Annotated in this window: 22 protein-coding genes; all 22 read left to right on the top strand. The window is 45.5% G+C overall.

The annotated features are described in order from the left end of the window. Positions 1-20 precede the first annotated feature (20 nt). The 22 genes from KJS63_RS10195 (at position 21) to KJS63_RS10090 (ending at position 25580) form a co-directional block, all read left to right on the top strand. A complete protein-coding gene (locus KJS63_RS10195; protein ID WP_213619026.1) occupies positions 21-1343 on the top strand; it encodes a glycosyltransferase family A protein in 1323 nt (440 codons plus the stop codon). Then, the gene (locus tag KJS63_RS10190) at positions 1343-2452 is read left to right on the top strand and encodes a DegT/DnrJ/EryC1/StrS family aminotransferase (RefSeq protein WP_213619025.1); all 1110 of its coding nucleotides are present in this window, start codon (positions 1343-1345) and stop codon (positions 2450-2452) included. The genes KJS63_RS10195 and KJS63_RS10190 overlap by 1 nt, the downstream gene beginning before the upstream one ends. Beyond that, on the top strand, positions 2449-3168 hold the full coding sequence (locus KJS63_RS10185) for a WbqC family protein (protein WP_213619024.1): 720 nt from the start codon (positions 2449-2451) through the stop codon (positions 3166-3168). Before KJS63_RS10190 ends, KJS63_RS10185 begins: the two co-directional genes overlap by 4 nt. Positions 3169-3170: 2 nt before the next feature. Then, positions 3171-4127, top strand: coding sequence for a hypothetical protein (locus KJS63_RS10180; RefSeq protein ID WP_213619023.1), 957 nt, complete (start codon positions 3171-3173; stop codon positions 4125-4127). A gap of 10 nt (positions 4128-4137) precedes the next feature. Further along, positions 4138-5424: an ATP-grasp domain-containing protein gene (locus KJS63_RS10175; RefSeq protein ID WP_213619022.1), complete on the top strand. Its 1287-nt coding sequence runs from the start codon at positions 4138-4140 to the stop codon at positions 5422-5424. A gap of 2 nt (positions 5425-5426) precedes the next feature. Beyond that, positions 5427-6518 carry an FkbM family methyltransferase gene (locus KJS63_RS10170; RefSeq protein ID WP_213619021.1) on the top strand — a complete coding sequence of 364 codons (1092 nt, stop codon included), beginning with the start codon at positions 5427-5429 and terminating at the stop codon, positions 6516-6518. A gap of 137 nt (positions 6519-6655) precedes the next feature. After that, positions 6656-7054 (top strand): flagellar protein FlaG, encoded by a 399-nt coding sequence (locus KJS63_RS10165; protein ID WP_213619020.1) that lies wholly within the window; start codon positions 6656-6658, stop codon positions 7052-7054. Positions 7055-7070: 16 nt separating this feature from the next. Further along, positions 7071-8597: a flagellar filament capping protein FliD gene (gene fliD, locus KJS63_RS10160; protein WP_244862561.1), complete on the top strand. Its 1527-nt coding sequence runs from the start codon at positions 7071-7073 to the stop codon at positions 8595-8597. A gap of 19 nt (positions 8598-8616) precedes the next feature. Then, entirely contained in the window at positions 8617-9009 is a 393-nt protein-coding gene (fliS, locus tag KJS63_RS10155; RefSeq protein ID WP_213619019.1) for a flagellar export chaperone FliS, read from the top strand. After that, positions 9002-9337, top strand: a complete 336-nt coding sequence (locus KJS63_RS10150; RefSeq protein ID WP_213619018.1) for a flagellar protein FliT — start codon at positions 9002-9004, stop codon at positions 9335-9337. The genes fliS and KJS63_RS10150 overlap by 8 nt, the downstream gene beginning before the upstream one ends. 287 nt (positions 9338-9624) lie before the next feature. Continuing rightward, positions 9625-9822, top strand: a complete 198-nt coding sequence (locus KJS63_RS10145) for a cold shock domain-containing protein (RefSeq protein WP_068620574.1) — start codon at positions 9625-9627, stop codon at positions 9820-9822. Between the two features lie 206 nt (positions 9823-10028). Continuing rightward, positions 10029-10595: a ribosome hibernation-promoting factor, HPF/YfiA family gene (gene hpf / locus KJS63_RS10140; RefSeq protein WP_213619016.1), complete on the top strand. Its 567-nt coding sequence runs from the start codon at positions 10029-10031 to the stop codon at positions 10593-10595. 180 nt (positions 10596-10775) lie between these two features. Then, positions 10776-13283, top strand: coding sequence for a preprotein translocase subunit SecA (secA, locus tag KJS63_RS10135; RefSeq protein ID WP_068620570.1), 2508 nt, complete (start codon positions 10776-10778; stop codon positions 13281-13283). Positions 13284-13573: 290 nt separating this feature from the next. Further along, positions 13574-14687 (top strand): peptide chain release factor 2 gene (prfB, locus tag KJS63_RS10130; protein WP_213619015.1). Its coding sequence is split into 2 segments (ribosomal slippage): positions 13574-13645 and positions 13647-14687, totalling 1113 coding nucleotides; the frame shifts between segments, so codons are not numbered across the junction. 120 nt (positions 14688-14807) lie between these two features. Next, the gene (locus tag KJS63_RS10125) at positions 14808-15698 is read left to right on the top strand and encodes a YitT family protein (protein WP_089153572.1); all 891 of its coding nucleotides are present in this window, start codon (positions 14808-14810) and stop codon (positions 15696-15698) included. 126 nt (positions 15699-15824) lie between these two features. Next, positions 15825-17219, top strand: coding sequence for an SHOCT domain-containing protein (locus tag KJS63_RS10120; protein ID WP_213619014.1), 1395 nt, complete (start codon positions 15825-15827; stop codon positions 17217-17219). Between the two features lie 146 nt (positions 17220-17365). Further along, the gene (locus KJS63_RS10115) at positions 17366-19060 is read left to right on the top strand and encodes a M3 family oligoendopeptidase (RefSeq protein ID WP_213619013.1); all 1695 of its coding nucleotides are present in this window, start codon (positions 17366-17368) and stop codon (positions 19058-19060) included. 254 nt (positions 19061-19314) lie between these two features. Continuing rightward, entirely contained in the window at positions 19315-20430 is a 1116-nt protein-coding gene (locus KJS63_RS10110; protein WP_213619011.1) for an SHOCT domain-containing protein, read from the top strand. Between the two features lie 446 nt (positions 20431-20876). Continuing rightward, positions 20877-21929 (top strand): N-acetyl-gamma-glutamyl-phosphate reductase, encoded by a 1053-nt coding sequence (argC, locus tag KJS63_RS10105; protein WP_213619010.1) that lies wholly within the window; start codon positions 20877-20879, stop codon positions 21927-21929. Between the two features lie 13 nt (positions 21930-21942). Further along, positions 21943-23175 (top strand): bifunctional glutamate N-acetyltransferase/amino-acid acetyltransferase ArgJ, encoded by a 1233-nt coding sequence (argJ, locus tag KJS63_RS10100; protein WP_280520802.1) that lies wholly within the window; start codon positions 21943-21945, stop codon positions 23173-23175. A 291-nt stretch (positions 23176-23466) separates the two neighbouring features. After that, entirely contained in the window at positions 23467-24318 is an 852-nt protein-coding gene (argB, locus tag KJS63_RS10095; protein ID WP_213619009.1) for an acetylglutamate kinase, read from the top strand. A 2-nt stretch (positions 24319-24320) separates the two neighbouring features. Further along, complete coding sequence (locus KJS63_RS10090) at positions 24321-25580, top strand: acetylornithine transaminase (protein WP_213619008.1); 1260 nt, start codon at positions 24321-24323, stop codon at positions 25578-25580. The last annotated feature ends 6 nt before the right edge of the window (positions 25581-25586 follow it).

The following is a 25586-nucleotide window of genomic DNA, read 5'->3' as shown; positions in this document are numbered from 1 at the left end:
TTCATGGGGGAAAAGTTAAGATGAATAAGCTGGAATTGTTAAAAAAAGATTTTAAAGAGAAGTTGGGTATTTTGATCGAGAAAAAGTGCTTTCATGAAGCAACTGACTTGGTGGAAGAATACAGGAAGTTTGTTACGACAGATGATACTGAAGTTTATTCTATGCAGGCCGTTATTTCTCTAATGCAAAATAATTTATATGAGGCTTATAAGTATATACAAGATGGTCTTCGAATTAATCCCGGAAGCGGGGATCTCTTATATAATCTCGCTCAGGTTTATGAGCTTAGAGGAGATTATAAAAAAGCTAGTTATTATTACAATGAGGCTAAGGGAAATGTAGAGGATGAGGATATTAGTACCCATATTGATTTTATGATTAGTAATTTGGACAATCTAAAAACTTTAGATTCTTGTAGCAAGACAAATGATCAGCCGTTAATAAGTGTATTAATACCTACCTACAACATGAAGAATTATCTTAAAGAAGCTGTTGATAGTTTATTATTTCAGACCTATGAAAATATAGAGATAATTGTATCTGATGATTGCTCAACTGATGGTACTGACAAAATGATGTTAGATTACGCTAGCAATCCAAAAGTTAAGTACTATCGTAACGTTAAGAACATCGGTGCAAAAAGAAATGGCCGGAAATTGTTGTATGAGTATGCAACAGGGAAATATGTTTTAGGAGTCAATCACGATGATTATCTAATAAAAGCAAACTATATAAGTAAGGCTATAGAGTTCTTAGAGAAACACCCAAGTGTATCGTTAGTTTTTGCTAATTTGAAAGTTCTTAAGATGACTGATGGAACATTTACCTATACAAATTTAAACTTACCAGAGATTACTTCGGGGAAAGACTATTTTTTAGGATATGAAACCAGCGAACAATATCCTCATATTACTAGTGTGCTCACTTCAATATATAGGAGGGAGGATGCAATTAATTCTAAAATACTGCTGGAGGAGACGGAGTCTCAGGATCTATTCTTATATACTAAACTTATGCTTGTAGGAGACATTGGTTTTATATCAGATTGTGTTGGTGTTTATCGGTATCACGATCAAAGCTTAAGTTTCAATATGCCTTCAACAGATGATGGATCGACAATAAAGGAATTAGAGATATTGTCTGAGAGAGCAGTTGAAGAAGGTTTCGATCAATCCCAGATGAGTAATTGGCTGCATTTAAGAATTAGTAATTATGTTCTATGGAGGTTTTCAAGTTTATGGAACTCGAATAGAACAGAAGCTCTTAAAGTTCTTTTAAGAATTTCGGAAACTTATCCGGATGTCTTCTTACAAATTACTAATAGATTGGGGTGGATACGTTAATGAGTACATTGAAAGAAGAGGAATATATTAGTCCTATCTATGTAACAAAGCCTTACCTTCCAAATGAAGAAAAATATAAAGATTATATTTCAAAAATTTTCCGCTCCGGTCATCTGACTAATCATGGCCCCTTGGTCAGGGAATTAGAGGAGAGATTGGCTGAGTTTTTAGGGGTCAATAGACTGCTCCTTGTATCTAACGGCACTTTAGCTTTACAAGTGGCCTATAAGTTGTTGGGCTTAAGAGATGAAGTGATTACAACGCCGTTTTCCTTTATAGCAACGAGCAGTAGTTTAGCTTGGCAAGGGTTAACCCCTGTATTTGCAGACATTGATGAGCGCTCTTTTAATATTAATGCTAATGAAATAGAGGATAAGATCACTGAGCGTACTACTGGAATAGTCCCTGTTCATGTGTTTGGAAATGCATGTGAGATTGCGAAAATAGAAGAAATAGCCAAACGTTATAAACTTAAAGTAGTATACGATGCTGCACATGCCTTCGACGTAAAATATAAGGGTCAGAATATTTTAAACTATGGAGATATTTCTACATTAAGTTTCCATGCTACAAAAATTTTCCATTCAATAGAGGGTGGGGCCCTAATAATTAATGATGAAGAAACATATCGTAGGGCTAGAAGTACTATAGATTTTGGCATACAAGGACCAGATGTAATTCAGGGGATTGGAATAAATGCTAAAATGAACGAGTTTCAAGCCGCCATGGGACTGTGCGTTCTTGACGACATAAAAAAAATTATGAAAAATCGGAAAGACATTTATAAAAGGTATCATGAGGCTTTTGCTGGACAAGAGGAAATTCAAGTCCAGAGGATAAACCAGGATTGTTCGCAGAATTATAGTTATTTTCCAATTGTCCTAAGAAGTGAAGAGTGCTTAATTCGGGTAAAACAATCACTCGAGCAGAACAAGATATTTCCAAGAAGATACTTTCATCCCTCTCTAAATACTATAGATTATTTAAAAAGCCCATCTATGGATAAATCAGAGTCTCTATCTAAAAGGATTCTTTGCCTGCCAATGTATGATAGCTTCAATATCTTTGACCAGTTACGCGTAATACGTATAGTAAAAGAGGCGATATGATGAGATTAGGTATTATGCAACCCTATTTTTTTCCCTATATCGGTTATTTTCAATTAATAAATTATGTCGACCAGTGGGTTGTTTTTGATGATGCTCAATATATACGTCATGGATGGGTTAACCGAAATCGCATTTTGCATCCTTTGAAGGAATGGCAATATATCATTGTACCGTTATCCAAGCATAAACATACAGACCCAATAAAAGATATTAGTTTAAATCCAAATGTTAATTGGAAGCAAAAAATATTGGGTCAATTGACTGTATATAGGAAAGCTACGCAGTATAACGCCATAATAAAATTGATAAAAGAGATTTTTGAAATTGATGTTACTAGCTTAAGCTTATTAAATGTTCTAATTATGGAACGGATATGTCAGTATCTTGAAATACCATTCTCTTATATTATTTCTTCTCAAACTAATTTGAATTATACGGATATCAGTGATTCGGGTGACTGGGCATTAGAAATAAGTAAACAATTAGGGGCTACGGAATATGTTAATCCAATGCAAGGTGAGTTCTTGTTTGACAAGAATAAATTTGACCGGAATGACATAAAGCTATCTTTTTTAAAACCGAAATTTGAGTTGCTTCAGTATGACCAGGGAATAAACAATAGAGAACATGAGCCATCGTTATCTATCTTAGATGTGCTTATGTTCAATGACAGAGAAATAGTACGACAGATGTTAAAGTATTGTGAGGTTATTTAACAATGAAGGAGATTGGTGGTTTTTTTGGTTTGGAATTATCCCATTTTAATAAGGAGTATCACACAGGGGCACTTAGACTTAATAAGGCGAGAAGTGCTCTTAACTATCTTATCTTGCAAAAAAATGTAAAAAAAATCTATATTCCTTATTATATGTGTAGTTGTATACTTGAACCTATTTTAGATTTAGGGATAGAACATGAGTATTATAGACTTGATGAGGATATGCTTCCGAACTTTTCTAAAGAGGTTTATGATAACGAATTATTCTTATATATAAATTATTTTGGGCTTTGTGATCAAAATGTAACAACAGTTGTTAACAAGTTAAATAACGTTGTAGTTGATAATACTCAGTCATTTTATTCGAGGCCTTTAAATGGATGTGACACTATCTACTCGCCACGTAAATTTTTTGGTGTACCTGATGGTGGCTACCTGTATTCGACAGATAGTTATATGATTGAACTCGAACCAAGCTCATCGTATCAGCAATTTGAATTTTTATTAAAGCGAATTGATTATTCAGCTCAGGAGGCATATTCACAATTTCAGGAACAAGAAAGATGGCTTACTGGCCAAGGGATGAAGCAGATGTCCCGTTTAACAGAAACCATGTTAAAAAGCATAGATTATGATGGTGTTAGAGATATAAGACTCAGGAATTTTGATTTTTTACATGAGAATTTAAGCAAAATTAATGAATTAAAGATTGAGCGAAGTAGGGATTCAGTGCCGATGGTGTATCCACTTCTTATTGAAAATAATAGTATCAAAGAACAATTGATTAGTGAAAAAGTTTATATTCCAACATATTGGAAAGAAGTAATCGAGATCTCTGAGTACGATTGGTTTGAGAGAAGGCTTGTTGATAACTTGGTGTGTCTTCCCATAGATCAACGATGGGGTCTTGCCGATATGGAACAAATTTTAAGTGTATTAAAAAGAATTTTAGCTTAGGAAGGTAACTATGAAGAAAAAGGTATTAGTATTTCCGTGTGGTTCCCAAGCTGCAATAGAACTTAATTTTGCCTTGAGGTATGCGGTTCGTATTGAACTTTATGGGGCTTCGAGTGTGGAAGATCATGGAGCATACGTATATAAAAATTATATAGGTGGCCTCCCAAATATAAAAAGTAATGATTTTATTGATAATTTTAATGCAGTCCTTAAAAAATACGAAATCGATTTCATAATACCAACTCATGATACGGTGGCTCTTTTCTTAGTTGAAAATGAGTCCCAACTAGTATCGAAGGTAGTATCCTCATCGCTCGAGACAGTTAAAGTATGTCGTTTTAAATCCTTAACCTATCAAAGATTTTCTTCTGAAATTTTTGTTCCAAATATATATAAAACTGTCGAGAGCGTAGATCGATACCCGGTATTCTTAAAACCAGATGATGGACAGGGTGGGAAGGGAACACATGTTGCGAGTAGTGAAACTGAAGTTGAATTTTACTTGAAACGTTCTCCTAATCTTCTTATTTGTGAGTACCTTCCTGGTGAGGAAATAAGCATAGATTGCTTTACTAGTTTGAAAGGTGAATTGAAATTTGTTAATGCCCGTACCCGCGACAGAACGCTTGGAGGAATAAGTACTGAGTCGAGGATCATACCCCTAACGAGGGAGATAGAGTATGCAGCAGAAGTGATAAATGCACAATTAGAGTTTCGGGGATACTGGTTTTTTCAAATGAAGAAGGATTATCGTGGCAAATACAAATTACTGGAGATTTCAAGTCGTTTTGCAGGAACTTCCGTTCTTTCGTATGCCAGAGATGTAAATCTTCCTTTGGCCACTCTCCTTGAGTTTATGGGAATAGAAGTTGAAATTAATTCTAATAAATACAATGTTACTTTAGATAGATCTTTAATTAATCGTTATAGACTCGATATTGAATACATGAGAGTGTATGTTGACCTTGACGATACCTTAATAGTAAATGGAAAAGTCAACAAGATTATCCTAATGTATTTATATCAATGCATAAATGAAAATAAGGAAATCATATTAATAACCCGACATGAAAAAAATTTAGGAGAAACACTTTATAAATATAAAATTAGCGATAAGCTTTTTACTGAAATTGTGCATATTAATGCTTCTGATTTGAAATCAAGTTATATAAGAGAAGATATGCCAGCTATTTTTATAGATAACTCTTTTGCAGAGAGAATGGAAGTTAGGAAGAAACGAAATATTCCTTGTTTTGACGTGAACAATGTCGAGTGTCTAATAGATTGGAGGGATTGAATTTGTTAACAATAATAGATAAAAAAGATGAAATTAAAAGCTTGAAAAAAGAACTTATTGAAAGTTTACAGAATCCCGGTACTTCTATATATATTATGGGAAGAAATAATTACTCAACAATAGTTATAAAACAACTTATTGAAGAGGGAATTCAGATTAACGGTGTAATAGATGATACAAATAAGAGTGTCAGCAGCTTTATGGGTATTGATGTATGTCGAACTGACCAGGTCCCCAGGAATAGCACAGTAATATGTTGTGTAATAGAAGGGAGATTACACTCAGCTCTTAAACGATTGAAGTTAAGTGATATATCCGGGATATTAACTTATTTTGATCTGTATTTATTTGACGAGGAAAAATATCCTGCCCCCATTTTTTTTGGAGGAAATGTTATTGATATTGAGAATAACCAAGAAGAATATCATTGGTTAGCTAGTATTTTAGATGACCAGGTTTCATTGGATACTCTAGAAAGGCTAATAGATTTTCGCTTTAATTGTAATGTTGAAGCCATGAGTGGATTTACATACCGTGTGGATCAACAGTATTTTGATCAGATAGTCCTCAAAGATGAAGACGAGGTATTTGTTGATTGTGGGGGGTATGATGGTCAAACAACTCTTAAATTTATAAACGAGCATCCCGGATATAAGTCAGCCTATGTGCTCGAGCCTTCTCCAGAGCTTTATGAGAATATTAAGACTATCATGGCGCCTTATCCCCGGGTGAAAGTTCTTCCATACGCAGCATACCGTGAAGATTGTGAGTTGTTATTTGATTCAACTATGGACTCAGCTAGTTCTATATCTGTACAGGGGAATGTTAATGTAAGTGGGGCTAAATTAGATACTTTAATTGATGGCCCCATAACTTTTTTGAAGTTTGATGTAGAAGGGGCTGAACTTGACGCGTTAATTGGGAGTGAAAATATTATAAGAAGCTATAAACCCAAAATAGCAGTTTGTGTCTATCATGACCAGTCTCATTTCTGGAAAATTCCAAGGTTGATACTTAAATATTGTTCTGAGTATAAGGTTTCTCTTAGGCATTACACAGAGGGGACTTTTGAAACAGTAATGTATTTTTACTAATAATAACAAAAAGATATAACCGACAAAAATGATCAAATATCAATGTAAACAAACCTTAAACTATTATTCCTTTGAGTATTCAAACTTTGGGAATATTAACCGATAAACATAGTAAATATGCCATCGGAGGTTGTCAAATGAACTTACAGTTCTCTATTTCGACAAATACGGTGAGCGGCAATACTACAACTAACAATGTCAGTCAGCTAAGCGATAATGCTGCCACTAACCAGAGTCATCAACTGGTACAGGCTGTAAAGAACGGAAGCGACTTAAGTAAACTTGAGAAACAAGGCGTACCCATATCCGTAGGGGATGAGCAGCTCATCCGTGCTATAGACAAAGCGGTCAAAGCTCTCCAAGGGCCGTCGACAACTTTGGAAATGAGTGTTCATGAGAAGACCCATCAAGTTATGGTAAAGGTTCTGAACAAGGATACCGGTGAGTTAATCCGGGAGATCCCCCCGGAGAAGACTTTGGATTTGGTTGCAAAAATGATGGAGATCGCAGGTATTTTGGTAGATCAAAAGGTATAAGTAGGGAGGAAATTACATGGCAACAACACCAATGCGTATTAATGGATTTTCAGGTATGGATATAGATAGCTTGGTAAAAAACCTGATGACCGCCCGGCGTGCTCCACTGGATAAGCTAAATCAGCAGAAAACAATTCTGCAGTGGACAAGGGATAGCTATCGTGATCTTAACATCAAAATTGTCGATGCCAATAAGAAGCTTAGCGACTTCAATAGAGATTCTGCAATGAATACTAAAGCTTCAACAGTAACCGGAAATACAGCGGCAGTGAAAGCGCTAGCCACAGCAGATGCATCAAGTTCTTCGATGTCTGTAGAAGTAACCAAGTTGGCGACGAAATCGACATTGCAAACCGCTAATGGTGCCGGACTGACTACAACTGGTGCAACTCCGGCAACCGCAACACTAAATACAACCTTGGAGCAGCTTGCTACCGGGACTGCAGCAGATACCTATGAACTTAATATTAATGATAAGACAATTACCTTTTTGAAAAGTGATACAATCAAAACAGTTCAAGCAAGAATTAATTCTTCTGGTGCGAATGTAACAGCTTTATTTGACGAAGTTAGCGGGAAATTCTCAATCACAGCCAAAGACTATGGGGCAAGCAATGAGCTTAAATTTACTGGCGATGACAAGACGGTTAAATCAAGTACATTTTTAGATTTAATACACATTAACACAGGTGATACTGCTAATAACTTTCTAAAAGCTTCTAACGCAGAGGTTAAAGTAACCTCAGATGGAGCCACGAAGACTTTTACACCTAGTGAGAATAAGCTTACTGTTAATGGGGTAGCCCTAACCTTCATAGGTACTACTACCGCAGGTGGTCCCGCGGCTATAACAACTAAGGCAGATTCTACAACGGCTTTTAATACTATCAAATCCTTTGTGGATAATTACAATGATCTCATTAGTACATTTAGCACTAAACTGGATGAAGCGAAGTACCGAGATTTCCCTCCTTTAACAGACGAACAGCGCAGCAATATGAAAGAAAGCGAAATTACGGAATGGGAGAAGAAGGCCAAGAGCGGACTTCTTAAAAACGACACGATTCTCCAAGCCACAATTGCTTCTATGCGTGAAGTAATAACTAAGCACTTGGGCGATCTCAGCTCAGTAGGCATTACCACTGGATCGTATTCTGAGAATGGTAAACTGGTTATTAATGAGGATAAGCTAAAAGCGGCATTAGAGAATACACCAGATAAAGTGCTTAGTATTTTCCGGGGACCAAGTGGCTCCTTGGATTCGGGGATCTATAGTGAGCTGAGCAAGCAATACGATGACACATTAAATTTGTTTGTAGCTAAAGCAGGTACATCTAAATATAGTACGGATGCGAATGCAGTTTACAAACCTCAAAGCATTATGGGTGACCAGTTGAAGGATTACAATAACCGGATTAAAACGCTCCAAAATCGTTTGCAGGATATTGAGAGTCGGTACTACAAACAGTTTAGCGCGATGGAGACTGCCATGAGTAATCTTCAATCCCAATCGTCCAGTCTATTTGGAACTCAGTCTAAGTAATTGTAAAGGGTGAAGGCAAATGATCACATCTCCTTATGAAAAATACCGTCAGTCATCCGTCCAAACATCTACACCAGGCCAGCTGCTTCTAATGTTATTTGACGGGGCCATCCGGTTCGTTCGCTCTGGAATGGATGGATTGCAGAATCAGGATATTTCTAAGGCCAACCTTAACCTGGGAAAAGCTCAAACCATTATAAGCGAGTTAATCGTAACACTGGATCATTCCTATGAAGTATCTCAAGGGCTAGCTTCTCTTTACGAATACACGAATTACCTGCTGATTCAAGCCAATGTAAAGAAAAGCACTGAGCCCGCAGAAGAGGCACTTGGATATTTAACCGAGCTTAGAGAGACATTTGCTCAAGCCGTTAAAATGACTGTGGGCAGTCAAGAGCTGCAGCATGGATAATTTGATCACAGAGCTCAGAGGCTTGACGGAATCGATTGTGGCCCGGCTTCAGTTCACATCTTATGAGGAATTGGAAGACTTTGTTGCAGAGCGCCAGCGTATCATTGATGAACTGAACAGGTTAAAAGAGACAACCCCGTTTAATGTACTCGAGCGTGAGCAGCTGGAGGAAATTTTGCGGGCTGACGCCGTCATACTGATGCGAATGGAGACCCTGAGGAATGAGGCTTCAGATTGGCTTCAGCAGCGTGGGCAGGCTAAAGTGCAGCGGAATGCATATGAAGCAGCTTATACGCCAGATAGCATATTAATGGATCGCAGGGAATAAGCTAGAGCGTTTATTATATGAGTTGAACTAATGATTGTATTGCTTTCTTTGGTTCAACTTCAATAGCAAGTAGTCTAATCTAATTGTCCCACTCACGAGCCCCGCCCAGCGGTGCTCGTTTTTTGTCGAATCTTATGTGTGAAAATTTGATGAAATCAGACAAAATAATACATTTTATTTACAGAAAAACCTTTTCATTTCCAATTGACAACTCCAAAGCTTGGATGGTATATTCACAAATGTGAGCTGGTCTCACTTTCATTTGACGAAGAAGGGAATGTTAGTGCATGCAAGGTAAAGTTAAATGGTTTAACGCAGAGAAGGGTTACGGTTTCATCGAAACTGAAGACGGAGGCGACGTGTTCGTTCACTTCTCCGCTATCCAATCCGAAGGCTTCAAGACTCTTGAAGAAGGACAATCCGTTGAATTCGATATCGTCGAAGGCGCACGCGGACCTCAAGCCGCTAACGTAGTCAAGCTATAATCATCCCGGCTCAAGCCGACCTATATATCTGGTACGATGGTTAACAATTGAATTCGCTAGCAACAGACTCTGGAAATTTCCAGGGTCTTTTTTTGGCCTTCCCGAATGTTCCAAAGAATGTCACAAAGCCAGCATTTTTTGCCCAGTTAACATTTTAACTTGGGCTTTACATATGGTATAATGTAGAGGCAAAGGAGGAGTGCCCTATGAATTATAGTATTCGAGGACAACAGATTGAAGTGACTGACGCTTTGAATGATTATGTTGACAAGAAGCTCAGCCGGCTAGAGAAGTACTTTGATGCACCTCCCACCTCAGAAGGACATGTTACCTTAAATGTCATACGAGGATTGCACACGGTGGAAGTTACGATTCCACTAACCGGTGTTGTGCTCCGGGCCGAAGATAAGAGTGATGACATGTACGCATCGATTGATGCGGTGGTGGATAAGCTCGAACGCCAGATTCGCAAGCACAAGACCAAGATCAACCGCAAGTTTCGTCAGGAAGGCAGCTTGAAGACGCTGTTTGTTGAAGAGCCTGTCGACGGACCGCTGCTGGCTGATGAGGAAGAGAACGAGTTGTCTGATGACGATCTCGAAGTCGTCCGTACGAAGCGGTTTACGTTTAAGCCGATGGACGTCGAGGAGGCCATCCTCCAGATGAATATGGTTGGGCATGATTTCTTCGTATTCTCCAATGTGGATACCCGTGAAGTTAACGTCGTCTACAAGCGTAATGACGGCAAGTACGGGCTTATTGAACAGACTTGAATTTATTTTTCTACACCGATACTTAAGAGACCGAGCCTCATCCGCCTCGCGGGTAAGGCTCTTTATTCATATTATGGAGGATTTTGCCGCGGTGGGAAGGCAATCCCTTTAGTTGCGGCATCCCTTACAAACTGTTACAATTTAGGCAAATCATCTGTTTTTGCGTGAAAGGGGAAAACCATGCTAGGACTAGTGAAAAAGATCTTTGGCGACACGAATGAACGTGATGTCAAACGTCTTATGAAGACGGTCGACTTAATTAATACATTGGAACCTAAATTTGTGGAGCTCTCGGATGAGCAGCTTCAACATAAAACGGTGGAATTCAGAGAGAGATTAGAGAAGGGTGAAGATATTGACGATCTTCTGCCAGAAGCCTTCGCTACCGTACGTGAAGCCTCCAAGCGCGTCCTTGGCAAACGCCATTATGACGTGCAGTTAGTCGGGGGTATGGCTCTGCATGAAGGCCGTATTGCGGAAATGAAAACCGGAGAAGGGAAAACATTGGTCGGAACCCTGCCGGTTTATTTAAATGCGCTGCTTGGCAAAGGCGTGCACGTAGTAACTGTCAATGATTATCTCGCTCAGCGCGACAGTGCGGAAATGGGCCAAATCTATAACTTCCTGGGCATGACGGTAGGGGTTAACCTGAACGGCATGGAGCATGAAGAGAAACAGGCCGCTTACGCCTGTGACATTACGTACGGAACGAACAATGAATTCGGTTTCGACTATTTGCGTGACAATATGGTCTTGTACAAAGAGCAGATGGTTCAGCGTCCGCTCTATTTCTGCATTATTGACGAGGTTGACTCCATCCTGATCGACGAAGCCCGTACACCGCTCATCATTTCTGGACAAGCCCAGAAATCGACAGAGCTGTATTATGCGGCTGACCGCTTTGTGAAGCGCCTTGAGGCAGAAGAGGATTACAACGTCGACATCAAGGTGAAGGCGGTATCTCTGACCGAGAAAGGTGTAGCCAAAGCCGAGAAAGCTTTTGGTATCGACAACCTGTATGATCATGCTCATGTTACTCTTAACCACCATATCGTGCAGGCGCTTAAAGCCAATACGATCATGCGCCGTGATGTGGACTATGTAGTGACTGAAGATGAAGTTGTCATCGTTGACGAATTCACGGGCCGTCTGATGGCTGGACGCCGTTACAGCGACGGGCTTCATCAGGCAATTGAAGCGAAGGAAGGCATCGAGGTTCAGAACGAGAGCATGACTCTGGCTACGATTACCTTCCAGAACTATTTCCGGATGTACCGCAAGCTTGGCGGGATGACGGGTACGGCGAAGACCGAGGAAGAGGAGTTCAAGAAGATTTATGGTCTTGAGGTTCTTCAGGTTCCGACAAACCGTCCGAACCGCCGGGTGGACCAGCCGGATGTAGTGTATAAGAGTGAAGCCGGCAAGTTCAAGGCGGTTGTCGAAGAGATCGTGAAGCGCCATCAGACCAAACAGCCGGTCCTTGTAGGTACGGTGTCGATCGAGAACTCCGAGCTCCTGCATGAAATGCTGAAGCGCAAAGGCGTGCCGCATAAAGTGCTTAACGCCAAATTCCATGCCGAGGAAGCCGAGATTATCTCCCGTGCGGGCGAGCCGGGCTCGGTAACGATTGCAACAAACATGGCTGGACGCGGTACCGATATTATTCTTGGTGAGGGCGTATCTGAAATCGGAGGCCTGCACATTATCGGGACCGAGCGCCATGAATCCCGCCGGATTGATAACCAGCTTCGCGGTCGTGCCGGACGTCAGGGTGACCCGGGCTCAACCCAGTTCTATCTGTCTCTGGGTGATGAGCTGATGAAGCGGTTTGGTGCGGACAACGTGCTGGCCATGATGGACCGTCTTGGCTTTGATGAGGATTCACCGATCGAGAGCAAGATGATTACGCGTGCGATTGAGTCCGCTCAGAAGCGGGTAGAGGGCAACAACTTTGACGTGCGTAAAGTCGTACTCCAATATGATGACGTGATGAACCAGCAGCGGGAGATTATTTACAAGCAGCGCCGGGAAATTCTCGAATCCGAGAATATCAAGGACATTGTGCTTGAGATGATCAAACCTGTAATTGAACGTATCGTAATGGCACACTGCAGCGACGATATCCCAGAGAACTGGGAGCTGGAGGAAGTGGCCGAGTACATCAACAGCAAGCTGCTGGATGAAGGCCAACTGACGAAGGATGAGCTGTGGGGCAAGGAAGCGGAAGAAATTATCGAATACATTTTCGACAAAGTGGTTGAGAAGTACAACACCCGTGAAGAGCATATCGGTACGGAAATGATCCGTGAGTTCGAGAAGGTTATCGTGCTTCGTGCGGTAGACAGCAAGTGGATGGACCACATCGATGCGATGGATCAGCTTCGCCAAGGTATTCACCTGCGTGCTTACGGCGGTACAGATCCGCTTCGTGAGTACCAGTTCGAAGGCTTTGAAATGTTTAATGAGATGACCGCGAGTATCCAAGAGGAAGTCGCGACATATATTATGAAGGCACAAATCGAAACGAACCAGGAGCGTACGACTGTTGTGGACGAGAATCAAATCTCCACCAACGGCGAACCGGCTGAGAAGCGTCCCGTACATCGCGGAGAGCAAATCGGACGCAATGACGACTGCCCATGCGGCAGCGGCAAGAAGTATAAACACTGCCACGGACAGAACGACTAAGTTGCGGCGGTTTGTATATAGGCTGAACGAAGGGTAGAACGGGCGAGGAAGCAGCAGGTTTGTACGTTTCATGGACACAATGCGTGGTCGGGTAAGCCTGGATGGCTGTCGATCCTATAGCTCTGGAGAAGCGAACGGGGTCGCCTTTATGATGGGACCTCTTCCTTCGCTTCTGAGGTATTCTTGAAGTTCCAGAGCAGCAGCGATCGCAGGAACTCTTTAGGCCTTGCCCTCCTTATCCATTTCATAAGTTCAGTCTGTATAACAAGTAGAAGAGGTGACGAATTAGCATGATCGATCCAAATGTGAAGCAGGATCTGCGTGAAATTGCAAAGAAATTAACCAACCTTAGGGGGTCTCTTTGACTTAGATCTGAAGCAGGAGATGATTGCGAACTTTGAGGAGAAAATGGCCGCACCCGACTTCTGGGATGATAACGAGGCTGCTCAAAAAGTTATCGCAGACCTGAATGCGATCAAATCTTCGGTTGACCAATACGAGAAGCTTCAGTCAGAGCACGATGATATCGTACTCATGATCGAACTGGCAGAAGAGGAGAATGACGAGTCCCTTCTTGCCGAAGCGGCTGGCTCTGTGGAATCGCTATTGAAGCGGCTTGAGGAGTTCGAGCTGCAGCTTCTGCTGAGTGAGCCTTATGACAAGCTTAACGCTATTCTGGAGCTTCATCCAGGTGCGGGCGGCACCGAGTCTCAGGATTGGGGGCAAATGCTGCTGCGGATGTACACCCGCTGGGCCGAGAAGCGCGGCTTCAAGGTGGAGGTCATGGATTACCTTCCAGGCGATGAGGCCGGGATCAAGAGTGTGACGCTGCTGATCAAGGGATACAACGCCTATGGATATCTCAAGGCCGAGAAGGGGGTTCACCGGCTGGTCCGGATTTCCCCGTTCGACTCGTCAGGCCGGCGGCACACCTCTTTTGTATCCTGTGACGTTGTACCGGAGATTACGGATGATGTTGATGTGGAGATCCGCACTGAGGATCTGAAGATTGACACCTATCGTGCCAGCGGTGCGGGGGGACAGCACATTAATACCACCGACTCTGCTGTCCGGATTACGCACATCCCGACGGGCGTGGTAGTCACGTGCCAGAATGAGCGCTCCCAGATCAAGAACCGGGAGAAGGCCATGACCATGCTTCGTTCCAAGCTGTATGAGCGCAAGCTGGAGGAACAGCAGAAGCAGCTCGATGAAATCCGCGGTGAGCAGTCTGATATTGCCTGGGGCAGCCAGATCCGCTCTTACGTATTCCATCCGTACAGCATGGTGAAGGATCATCGGACCTCCGTGGAGACCGGGAATACCGGAGCGGTTATGGATGGTGATCTGGACCCGTTCATTGACGGGTACCTGCGCAGTCAGATCAAGACGGAGGCTGAATAATTGTTCATATCGAATAGGAACACAATTCAATTGATAAAATTCATTTTTCCTGCACAAGCCTACTTGTGCGGGAATTTTTTTGCCTATTAATGCTTTGATGTAATGAAGGAGAGTGGAAAAATGCCCCCTAAAGGCCGCAAACGCAGAAGTTATGATTTAATTCCCACCGGTGGTCCTGTCCGCCATTTAATTGATACCGCAATGATTGTGGTGGGATCGCTGATCACCGCATTAGCTTTTAATATGTTCCTGCTTCCCAGTCATATCGCTTCAGGAGGCGTCTCTGGTCTTTCTGTTGTGGTCAACTCCTTGTTTGGGATTGAGCCTGCTTATGTGCAGTGGGCCTTGAACATCCCCTTGTTCTTTGCCGGATGGTTCCTGCTTGGCCGGAATTACGCTGCTCGTTCACTGCTTGGAACCATTCTCATGCCTTTATTCGTGTATTTGACGGATGGGTTAGCCGCACCTACTCATGATCCGCTTCTTTCCTCCCTATATGGGGGAATCGGAGTTGGTCTTGGGCTGGGTATTGTGTTCCGGGGCCGGGGCTCAACGGGTGGATTCTCCACCCTGGCTCAGATCATCCAGAAGTTCAGCGGTCTAAGTTTAGCTACGTGTGTTGTCATGCTGGATGGAACGGTGATTACTGTTGCTGGCTTTGTCCTTTCTCCGGAAAAGGCTCTGTATGCGCTGATCGGTCTCTATATCACCGGGAAGATCATCGATGCGGTGGAGCTCGGCTTCAACTATACCAAGGTCGCTTATATCATCGCGGAGAAAACTGAGGAAATATCCGAGGCGGTGCTGAATCATTTGGACCGCGGACTGACCAAGCTGAATGCGAGAGGCGGTTACACCGGAGATGACCGGACTGTGCTCATGGTGGTCGTTGGACAGAGCGAAGTGACCCGGCTGAAGACTCTCGTTCAGCAGCTGGAGCCGACGGCATTTGTGATTATTTCGAATGCTCATGAGGTTCTGGGGGAAGGGTTTAAACGACAAGAGGAATGAGTTTATCAAAAAAACAAGAAAAATGTCGAAATTAGGCGAAATAGGCATCCCCAATTTGTCGAACACCAATTATAATGAGGGTATGGTAAGAGTAACCAACCAAGCCATATGAGAGGTGGTCTTCAGATGACAACAAGAACATCAACGAAACAAATTGCGGCCGTGCTTATGTCGCTCTCGCTTTCCCTTGGAGGCGGGCTGCTCGCTGCTGAACAAGCATGGGCAGCGGACAGCAGCACTCCTGCAGCCGAGACTCAGACTCAAACCCAGACTCAAACCCAGACACAAACCCAGACACAAACCCAGACACAGGATTCTGCTAAGCTGCAGACGAATCCGCTGACTGGCTTGGCCAGTATCGAGAAGCGGCTTCTGTCGTATTTGAAACTGGACGCAGCCGCACTCCAAGAGAAGCTGAACACCCAGACGCTGGCTGAAATTGCAGCGGATCAGGGCATCTCCAAAGAAGATCTGAAGGCCAAGATCATTAGCTGGATCACGGCGGACCAGAATGCGGCCGCTGCCAAAGAGAAGGCAAAGCAGAAGCAATTGGAGAAGCAGAAGCAGCTCGAAACTGCGAAAAAAATGAAAAACCTGAACAAGAAAGAGCAGCAAAAGCTGGAGCAAAAGCTGAAGCAAGAGCAGGCTAAAAAGGCCAAGGCTGAGCAGCAGAAGGAAAAAGCGCTGAAGCTGGCTGCTGCTGCAACAGCAGATAAGCTGCTTAATGCGGAGCCAACGGCACAGCCTGCGGCAGGTAAGACTTCACCACTGTCGTCCCTCTCCAATCCGGACGCGATGGCTAAGCTGCTGGGGCTAACAACAGCTCAGCTGGAAGAGCAGCTTAAAGCAGGCAAGACGCTTGCCGAGATTGCCGCTGCCCAGAAGGTTGAAGTGCAGGCAGTGATCGATCTTCAACTCACAGATTCACTTAAGGCGCTGGATGCCAAGCTGGCTGCAGGTGAGATCACGCAGGAGCAGTATGATGCTCAGAAAGTGCAGCTCACTGAGCAGGCAGCAGATTTGGTGAACGCCAAGCTGCCTTCGGCAGAAGATATGGTTCAAGAAGAGAAGGACGAAGCCGGAAAGTTCACGGCTTTGGCGAAATTGTTTGGGATGACAGAGAATGAGCTTCGCACGGAATTGAAATCGGGCAAGAGCCTGAAGGACATTGCCGCTGCTCACAATGTCGACATTCAAAAGGTCATTGATTTGCAGAGCAAGGATCTGATTTCCCTGCTGGACAAGCGTCTAGCCTCGGGTAAACTTACTCAAGATGAATATAACAAGTTGAAGGCAGCTGTCATCGAACTGATCACTAAACAGGTGACTACAGCTCCCGAGCTTAATAAGAATGCGGACAAGCATGGGACAGAAGCCGGAGAGAAAGCTGAGAATAAGGAAAAGGAACAGGATAAGGAAAAGGAGAAGGATAAGGAGAAGGATAAGGATAATCAAGGCAACAGCCATAACTGGAATTATAATAAGTCAAAAGCGGTAATCGCTAATCCGAAGAAGAAATAAGAACCATAAAGGCGCCTGAGAGGCGTCTTTTTTGTCGGTTTTTTACTATAAATTAATGCTGGTTTATTTCATTTAACCCGGTTGGTTAAACCAAATTTAACCTGTATAATATAACTGTTAAATAATTGACCAAAGGGTGATTAAAGATGAAGTTCAACGAGTACCCGTATTCAAGACCGGATATCAAGGACATTGAGCAGCAGTTCAAGGGGCTGCTTCAGCAGTTCTCGGCGGCCCAAAGCTTCGAGGAGCAGGACCGTGCTTTTGAAGAGATTAACAAGCTGCGCAGTGAGACTGAAACCTTAGTCACTATTGTAAGCGTACGTCATTCTATCGATACGAACGATGAATTTTACAAGGCTGAGCAGGACTATATGGATGAAGCCGGTCCTCTCATTCAGGAATTTGTAACCGACTTCTACAAGGCCGTGGTGAATTCTCCCTTCCGTCAGCAGCTTGAGGATAAATGGGGTGCCCAGCTGTTCCGGATTATGGATGTGACTCTCAAGACCTTCAAACCGGAGATTATCCAGGATCTTCAAGCTGAAAATAAACTGGTTACCCAGTACGGCCAGCTGATCGCCTCCGCGAAGATTCCTTTTGAAGGGGAAGAGAGAACTCTATCACAGCTTCGTCCGTTCGAGCTGTCTACAGACCGTAGTCTGAGAAAACGTGCCGCTGAAGCCCGTTATACGTTCTTGGCGGAGCATGAAGAGGAATTGGACCGCATCTATGATGAGCTCGTTAGGATTCGCACGGGCATCGCGAAGAAGCTCGGTTATGAGAACTTCATCCAATTGGCGTATGACCGCCTCACCCGTACGGACTACAACGCGGAGATGGTGGCTAATTTCAGAGACCAGGTGAAGGAGTATATTGTTCCTGTGGTTCAGAAGCTGAAGGAGCGGCAGCGCGCAAGAATTGGCGTGGATAAGCTTACATATTATGATGAGGACTTCAGCTTTGCGTCTGGAAATGCCGTTCCGAAGGGAGATCCGGACTGGATTGTCCAGAATGGGGCCAAGATGTACGAGGAGCTGTCTCCGGAGACCCACGAATTCTTCAAGTTCATGCAGGACAACAACCTTATGGATTTGGTCAGCAAAAAAGGAAAACAAAGCGGCGGCTACTGCACCTACTTCAGCAAGTACGAGGCTCCGTTTATTTTCTCAAATTTCAATGGCACGTCCGATGATATTGATGTATTAACCCATGAAGTTGGCCACGCCTTCCAGGTGTTCGAGAGCCGGCATTACAAGGTTCCAGAGTACAGCTTCCCGACACTGGAGGCATGTGAGATTCACTCCATGAGTATGGAGTTCCTGACCTGGCCTTGGATGGAGTTGTTCTTCCAGGAGGATACGGAGAAATATAAATTTAATCACTTGGCCTCTGGATTAATTTTTATCCCTTATGGAGTGGCCGTGGATGAATTCCAGCACTATGTATATGGCAACCCGGATGCTACTCCGGCTGAGCGGAAGCAGGCTTGGCGCGAGATTGAGAAGAAGTACCTGCCGCACAAAAATTATGAAGGCAATGCTTATCTGGAGCAGGGCGGCTTCTGGCAGAAGCAGGGGCATATCTATAATTCGCCATTCTATTACATCGATTACACACTCGCTCAGCTCTGTGCCTTCCAGTTCTGGAAGAGATCAAACGAAAATCGTGAGGCCGCTTGGACCGATTACCTGAAGCTCTGCCGTGAGGGTGGAAGCAAATCGTTCACCGAGCTTGTTAAGGTAGCGGGCCTGATCTCACCATTTGAGACCGGCAGCGTGGCTTCGGTCATTAATGATATCGAGAATTGGCTGAACCAGGTTGAGGATTCCAAACTGTAGGATCAGAGGTTAGGCACACCACACTTAACCCTGAGGTAATCAGGCGGCTATTTTAAATTTTAACATGGATATCATTTTGTTTTCTTAATAAAAGGGCCCGCTTGTACTGGTTCATCCGGTACAGGCGGGCTTTTGTCGTCCGTAACTCCAGATTCAGCTTTTGCTAAGGCAGCATTCAGCGAGGTTTCAGATAAGGTGTGTAGGATAAGCAGGGTAAGGAAATTTAAGCCTAAGAAGCGAAAGGTGGTACTTCAGTGAAAACAAAAAAATCGACAAAAACAATGGCAGCCGGTATTCTCGCACTATCCCTGACTTTAGGAGGAGGGGTTATTGCCGTTCAGCATACCAATGCGGCTTCGGCAGCGAGTACAACCACCCAGCAGAACCATAAGGCAAGATCTGAGCTTAATGACCGTCGTGGAGGCTTTGGCCAAATCGAGTCACAGCTGCTAACATATCTGAAGTTGGATGAGACCACGTTTAAGGAAAAAGCCAAAACACAGACCCTTGCTGAAATTGCAAGTAGCCAAGGAATCAGCCGTGAGAACCTCAAGGCGAAGCTCGTAGAACTGCTTCAAGCCGAGAAGGCTGGGCACCAGTCATCCCAAGCGGCGGACAAAAGCGGCAAGACATTTGATGCATCCGCTGTGGCGGACAAGCTGCTTGATTCGAAGCTGGGCGAGGGTTTTGGAGGCAAGGGTTTTGGGCATGGGCCTTTCAAGCAGAGCAAGGATGAGCTTGCCAAGCTGTTCGGTATGACGACCGATGAACTCAGCACTCAATTGGAGTCAGGTAAGACGCTTGCGGCTATTGCGGAAGAACATAACGTAACGGTTCAAGCCGTCATTGATCTTGAGACCGCGAGCATGGTTAAGGAGCTGGATTCAAGGCTCGATGCAGGTCAAATCACTCAGGCACAGTACGATACTCAGAAAGCCAAAATAACTGAGCGTGTCACCGAACTGGTGAATAACCAGTTCCCGAATAAGGGTGACCATGGTGACCGCGGTGGCCACTTCAAGGATATCGCCGCTTTGCTGAGCGTTACCGAGGATCAGCTGCGCACTGAGCTGCAGTCCGGCACGGGTACTACCCTGGCTTCCGTTGCTGCCGCTCACAACGTGACAGCCCAGCAGGTTATCGATCTGCTGGTAAAAGACCGCACAGCCAAGCTGGATGAGCAGCTGGCTGCAGGCAAGATCACTCAGACGGAATACGACAAGCTTAAGACAAGCCTGAGCGACAAAGTGACTAAGGAAGTGAACAGCTCGCCTGCCGCATGGGGCAAGGGAGATGGAAAGGGCGAGAATGGCGGAGACTGGAGAGCCAAGAAGGCTCCGGCAGCATCTTCCCAGAAGACAAAGAAATAGGCGGTGTTCAGGTGAACCACATCGGGTGAACCAACCAAAGCCTACAGATAAAGAAAGTAACATCTCCGACATATGCTGTTTGATGATTAGACGCCGTTAGGCGTCTTTTTGCATATACATATAAAATGAACTTTAGAATTAACCGATTTCAGCGGAGAGGACGTGTGATTCTTCTGAAGAAGCGGAGCGTCCGCCTTTGTCTCCGAAATGCCTCTACTTTGATATCTAGTTCAAGCATTTCGGAGACAACAGGGGTCGTAAGAGAACACTCGGCATCGCAGCGCCCGAAAAGGTAAACTTCACAAGTTTATTCTATATAGATAATCTGACCGCTTCTGTAAGTAACGGTTGTATTTATATGAATACGACTGTATAATAATACACATCTTCTAATCGGATATGCATAAACAATATAAACTGGGAATCAGGGGAAAGCGGGGATATAGGTGAGTGGAGAACTAGTAAGAGCAGCCATTGTCGGTTCCACCGGATATGGAGGGGTGGAGCTGATTCGTTTTTTATTGGACCATCCCAAGGTGAAAATTACGTCGGTTATCTCGGCTTCCAGCGCAGGGGTGCCAATCACGGACGGGTTCCCGCATTTGACGGATATTCTAGTGCAGGACCTGGACGGTGTGGATGTACAGGAGATCGCCTCCAAGGCGGATGTCGTGTTCACAGCGACACCATCGGGGGTCAGCGCCAAGCTGGTTCCGCAGTTTGTCGAGGCCGGACTCAAGGTCATTGACTTATCCGGAGATTTCAGGCTGAAGGACGGCCAGTCGTATGAACAATGGTATAAGCACGACGCACCGGCAAGCGAGCTGCTCGATCTTGCAGCATACGGTCTGAGCGAGATTTACGGAGACAAGGTGAAAGGGCAGCAGCTGATTTCCAATCCCGGCTGTTATCCAACAGCTACCCTGCTCGGACTGATTCCTGCCGTGAAGGCAGGCTGGATTGATCCATCCACCATCATCATTGACGCGAAGTCAGGGGTATCGGGAGCAGGCAGAGGCATGAGTCTGATGACGCACTACTCGGAGATTAACGAGAATCTTAAAGCTTATAAAGTCAACAAGCACCAGCATATTCCGGAGATTGAGCAGGTACTTGCCGATGTGGCAGGAGAAAAGGTTACGGTTACCTTCACTACCCATCAGGTACCCATGACACGTGGCATTATGAGCACGATGTACGCATCGCTGAACGGATCTCATACCAATGAAGAGCTGGTTGAACTATACAAGCAGTATTATGAAGGAAGGAAATTTATCCGCATTCGTCCGGAAGGCCAGTATCCGGCTACCAAGGAAGTATACGGATCGAACTATTGTGACATTGGGTTTGTGGTGGACAGCCGCACGAATCGGGTGACGATCATTTCTGTCATCGACAATGTGGTGAAGGGGGCTGCCGGGCAGGCGGTCCAGAATTTGAACTTAATGATGGGCTGGGATGAGACGCTTGGGCTGAACTTCACCCCAATATACCCATAGAACGGAGGACATCATGGGAGTTGCAAGCTTGTTTAAGGTGGTAGAGGGCGGTTCGGTCACCGCACCTAAGGGGTTCAAGGCCGGAGGGCTGCATTGTGGCTTGAAAAAAACAACCCGCAATGATCTCGCGGCCATCGTCTGCGAGGTCCCAGCAGTATCAGCTGCGGTGTATACAACTAATGTGTTCCAGGCGGCGCCCATCCGGGTGACCCAGGACAGCCTGGCCCAGAGCTGCATGCTGCGAGCCGCCATCGTGAACAGCGGCAATGCGAATGCCTGCACAGGCAAGCAGGGGGAAGCGGATGCCTACACGATGCGGGCAGATGCGGCCAAGGCGCTTGGCGTGGATGAACAGGATGTGGCTGTTGCCTCGACCGGCGTGATTGGTGAACTGCTGAAGATGGACTGTGTGAGCCGCGGCATTGCGCAGCTTCCGGCTGTATTGTCCGCAGAGGAGAATGGGGCGGAGCAGTTCTCGCAAGCGATTCTTACAACGGATCTAGTTAAAAAGGAAGTCTGTGTATCTCTAATCATTGATGACCGCGAGGTGACCATTGCAGGTTCTGCGAAGGGGTCGGGCATGATTCATCCGAACATGGCCACCATGCTTGGATTTGTTACCACAGATGCCAAGATTCACCCGGATGCGCTTCAATCGTTAATCAGGGAGACCACCAATGTGACCTTCAACATGATTACTGTGGACGGGGATACCAGTACGAACGACATGCTGCTGGCTATGGCAAGTGGGCTGGCCGGCAATCAGGAGCTGACAAAGAAGCACCCGGATTGGGACAGCTTTGCGGCGGCGTTCCGGCATGTATGCCAGGCTCTGGCCCAGGCGATTGCCCGTGATGGGGAAGGGGCCACCCGGCTGGTTGAGGTTGAAGTGACCGGAGCAGTGAGCGATCTGTCCGCCCGGGTGATTGCGAAGACGATCGTTGGCTCAAGCCTCGTGAAGTCCGCCGTTTTCGGGGCGGATGCGAACTGGGGACGGATCATTGCCGCGCTGGGACGTGCGGGTGAGCCGGTGAATCCCGAGACGGTGGACATCAAGCTTGGAGACATTGCGGTACTTACCGGCTCGAAGCCTGTGGCTTTTGACGAGGATGAGGCGCTGGCTTATCTCAAGGGGGATACGGTCCGCATTACGGTGGACCTTAAGAACGGCGAAGGCACAGCAACCGCATGGGGCTGCGACCTGACCTACGATTATGTTCGCATTAATGCGGCTTACCGGACGTAAGACTGCGGTAGATCGGTGGTAAACTTAAAAATTACCAATAGGCAAGCGTGTGAAATGATTCTGGAGAAGCGAAGCGTTCGCCTTTGTGACCGGACTTCTTGTACCTTATAAATTTAATTCAAGAAGTCTGGGAGCAACAGAAATCGGAAGAACATTTCATACGGCTGCCTGCCTTGTGGATTATGTTACGCACTCGCCCTTACATCCATTTTTAATAGTTCAACTTATATTAGTTCACGGCTGTAGATATAGGAATTTCTAGAACGAACCTGAGGAAGGGAGACCGGAGTCATGAAATCGGTATTACAAGGGGAACCGCAAGGGATTTCCGGCGTTTCACAGACCCGATCTTTTGTGATGAAATGCGGGGGCAGCACACTTAATGAGCTGCCGGATTCTTTTTTTGATGATCTGATTGAACTGCAGACAAGAGGTATACAACCGGTCATTGTTCACGGGGGCGGCCCTGCGATTTCGGATAATCTGGCGAAGCTTGGAATTGAGACCAAGTTTGTCGGCGGGCTTAGATATACTTCGGAAGAAGTGCTTGATGTCGTTGAAATGGTGCTGTCCGGGACCATTAACAAGCAGATTGTCCGCCGTATTCAGACGTCAGGCGGTCAGGCTATCGGATTATCCGGTGTGGATGGCTTTCTGATTCAGGCGAAACCGGTCGCCGCCAGCAGTGAGGTTGGCTTGGTCGGTGATGTCACGGACGTCAAGGCTTCAATCATCGAAGGAGTGGCGAAGCTAGGCTATATGCCAGTTATCGCTCCGGTCGGCGTCAGTGCAGACGGACAGCGTTATAATATTAATGCGGATACAGCAGCCGGGGCCGTTGCTTCCAAGCTGGGTGTACAGCAGATGATCGTGGTCACGGATGTTCCGGGAATTATGAGTGGTGCAGGCGGCGAGAAAAAGGTTCTTCCTACAGTCACGGTGCAGCAGATCGAGGACATGATTCTGACCGGTGAAATTTACGGAGGAATGATCCCTAAGGTACGCGCGGCAGTAGCCTGCATTCATGGACAGGTGAAGGAAGTCGTGATTGTCAATGGCAGTGAGCCGAAGGTGCTTAGCCGGGTACTGGCCGGTGAGCAGATCGGAACCAAAATCGTACGGATGCAAAGGAGTGAACGGTAATCATGGCGAATTCAAATGTGCAGGCACAAGGCCAATTGCAAAAAGAGGGCAAGGAGCAGGGGGGCAGTGTTTCCAGCGGCACAGCAAGTGCGCTGTTCCCTACATATGGACGTTTTCCTATATCCCTTGTAAAAGGTGAAGGAAGCTGGGCATGGGATGACCAAGGCAACCGCTATCTGGATTTCTATAGCGGGATTGCGGTGAATAACCTCGGTCACGCTCCTGAGAAAGTGAAGAACAGAATCAAGGAGCAGTTGGATCAGATCTGGCATGTGTCCAATCTGTTTGAAATTCCGCAGCAGGAGCAGGCGGCGCAGCTGCTTGCCAGTCTAGGATGCGGGGATGCCGTATTCTTCGGAAACAGCGGTGCTGAGGCAAATGAGGCCGCGATCAAGCTGGCCCGCCGCTACCATCAGAAGATCAAGGGTGAACAGCGCTATGAGATCATCACGTTCAAGCAGTCCTTCCACGGCCGGACTCTTGCTACATTGACGGCAACGGGCCAGGACAAAGTGAAGGAAGGCTTCCTCCCGCTGCCGGAAGGCTTCGTGACGGTGGAAATGCATGACATCGAGGCGCTCAAGGCCGCCATCGGACCTAAGACAGCCGCAATTATGCTGGAGATGGTGCGCGCCGAGGGCGGCATTCATCTCGTCGCTCCTGCTTTTTTACAGGAAGTTGAAGCCCTTCGCAAGGAGCATGGAATTCTGCTTATCGTGGATGAGGTTCAGACGGGCATGGGCCGTACGGGAAAATGGTTCGCGCATCAGCATTACGGCATTGAGCCGGATATTTTCACCCTGGCCAAGGGGATTGGCAGCGGAATTCCGGCGGGAGCGATGCTGGCCAAGGAGTACCTCCGCGAGGCGTTCTCCGCAGGCAGCCACGCCTCCACCTTCGGCGGCAACCCGATCGCTTCCACGGCGATTATTGCGACGATCGAAGCGATGCAGGAGGATCAGCTGCCGGAGCGGGCCGCCGAGATGGGGGATTACCTGATCAACCGTCTGCAGGAGAAGCTGGGCGGGCATCCTTTTGTGCGTGAGGTTCGCGGCAAAGGCTTGATCGTTGGCATTGAGTGTGACGGTCCAGTTGCCGATCTGGTGACAGAAGGACAGAAGAATCGTCTGCTGTTCATTACAGCCGGACCGAATGTAATCCGTCTTTTGCCAAATCTGTATGTGACCCAAGATGAGATAGATCAGGCCGTGGATATTTTAAGCCAGATTATAGCACGCCATGAGCAGGCTAAGGAGGAATAGGCGAAG

Source organism: Paenibacillus sp. J22TS3, assembly GCF_018403205.1.
GTDB classification, from domain to species: Bacteria; Bacillota; Bacilli; order Paenibacillales; family Paenibacillaceae; genus Fontibacillus; species Fontibacillus tuaregi.
The sequence above is the reverse complement of the archived record's forward strand: the minus strand, read 5'-3'. Positions and strand labels throughout refer to the sequence as shown.

Bases quoted from the DNA above. Each gene is read 5' to 3' on its own strand.
- KJS63_RS10195 (WP_213619026.1), top strand. From the start codon at position 21: ATGAATAAGCTGGAATTGTTAAAAAAAGATTTTAAAGAGAAGTTGGGT.
- KJS63_RS10190 (WP_213619025.1), top strand. From the start codon at position 1,343: ATGAGTACATTGAAAGAAGAGGAATATATTAGTCCTATCTATGTAACA.
- KJS63_RS10185 (WP_213619024.1), top strand. From the start codon at position 2,449: ATGATGAGATTAGGTATTATGCAACCCTATTTTTTTCCCTATATCGGT.
- KJS63_RS10180 (WP_213619023.1), top strand. From the start codon at position 3,171: ATGAAGGAGATTGGTGGTTTTTTTGGTTTGGAATTATCCCATTTTAAT.
- KJS63_RS10175 (WP_213619022.1), top strand. From the start codon at position 4,138: ATGAAGAAAAAGGTATTAGTATTTCCGTGTGGTTCCCAAGCTGCAATA.
- KJS63_RS10165 (WP_213619020.1), top strand. From the start codon at position 6,656: ATGAACTTACAGTTCTCTATTTCGACAAATACGGTGAGCGGCAATACT.
- fliD (WP_244862561.1), top strand. From the start codon at position 7,071: ATGGCAACAACACCAATGCGTATTAATGGATTTTCAGGTATGGATATA.
- fliS (WP_213619019.1), top strand. From the start codon at position 8,617: ATGATCACATCTCCTTATGAAAAATACCGTCAGTCATCCGTCCAAACA.
- KJS63_RS10150 (WP_213619018.1), top strand. From the start codon at position 9,002: ATGGATAATTTGATCACAGAGCTCAGAGGCTTGACGGAATCGATTGTG.
- KJS63_RS10145 (WP_068620574.1), top strand. From the start codon at position 9,625: ATGCAAGGTAAAGTTAAATGGTTTAACGCAGAGAAGGGTTACGGTTTC.
- hpf (WP_213619016.1), top strand. From the start codon at position 10,029: ATGAATTATAGTATTCGAGGACAACAGATTGAAGTGACTGACGCTTTG.
- secA (WP_068620570.1), top strand. From the start codon at position 10,776: ATGCTAGGACTAGTGAAAAAGATCTTTGGCGACACGAATGAACGTGAT.
- KJS63_RS10125 (WP_089153572.1), top strand. From the start codon at position 14,808: ATGCCCCCTAAAGGCCGCAAACGCAGAAGTTATGATTTAATTCCCACC.
- KJS63_RS10120 (WP_213619014.1), top strand. From the start codon at position 15,825: ATGACAACAAGAACATCAACGAAACAAATTGCGGCCGTGCTTATGTCG.
- KJS63_RS10115 (WP_213619013.1), top strand. From the start codon at position 17,366: ATGAAGTTCAACGAGTACCCGTATTCAAGACCGGATATCAAGGACATT.
- argJ (WP_280520802.1), top strand. From the start codon at position 21,943: ATGGGAGTTGCAAGCTTGTTTAAGGTGGTAGAGGGCGGTTCGGTCACC.
- argB (WP_213619009.1), top strand. From the start codon at position 23,467: ATGAAATCGGTATTACAAGGGGAACCGCAAGGGATTTCCGGCGTTTCA.
- KJS63_RS10090 (WP_213619008.1), top strand. From the start codon at position 24,321: ATGGCGAATTCAAATGTGCAGGCACAAGGCCAATTGCAAAAAGAGGGC.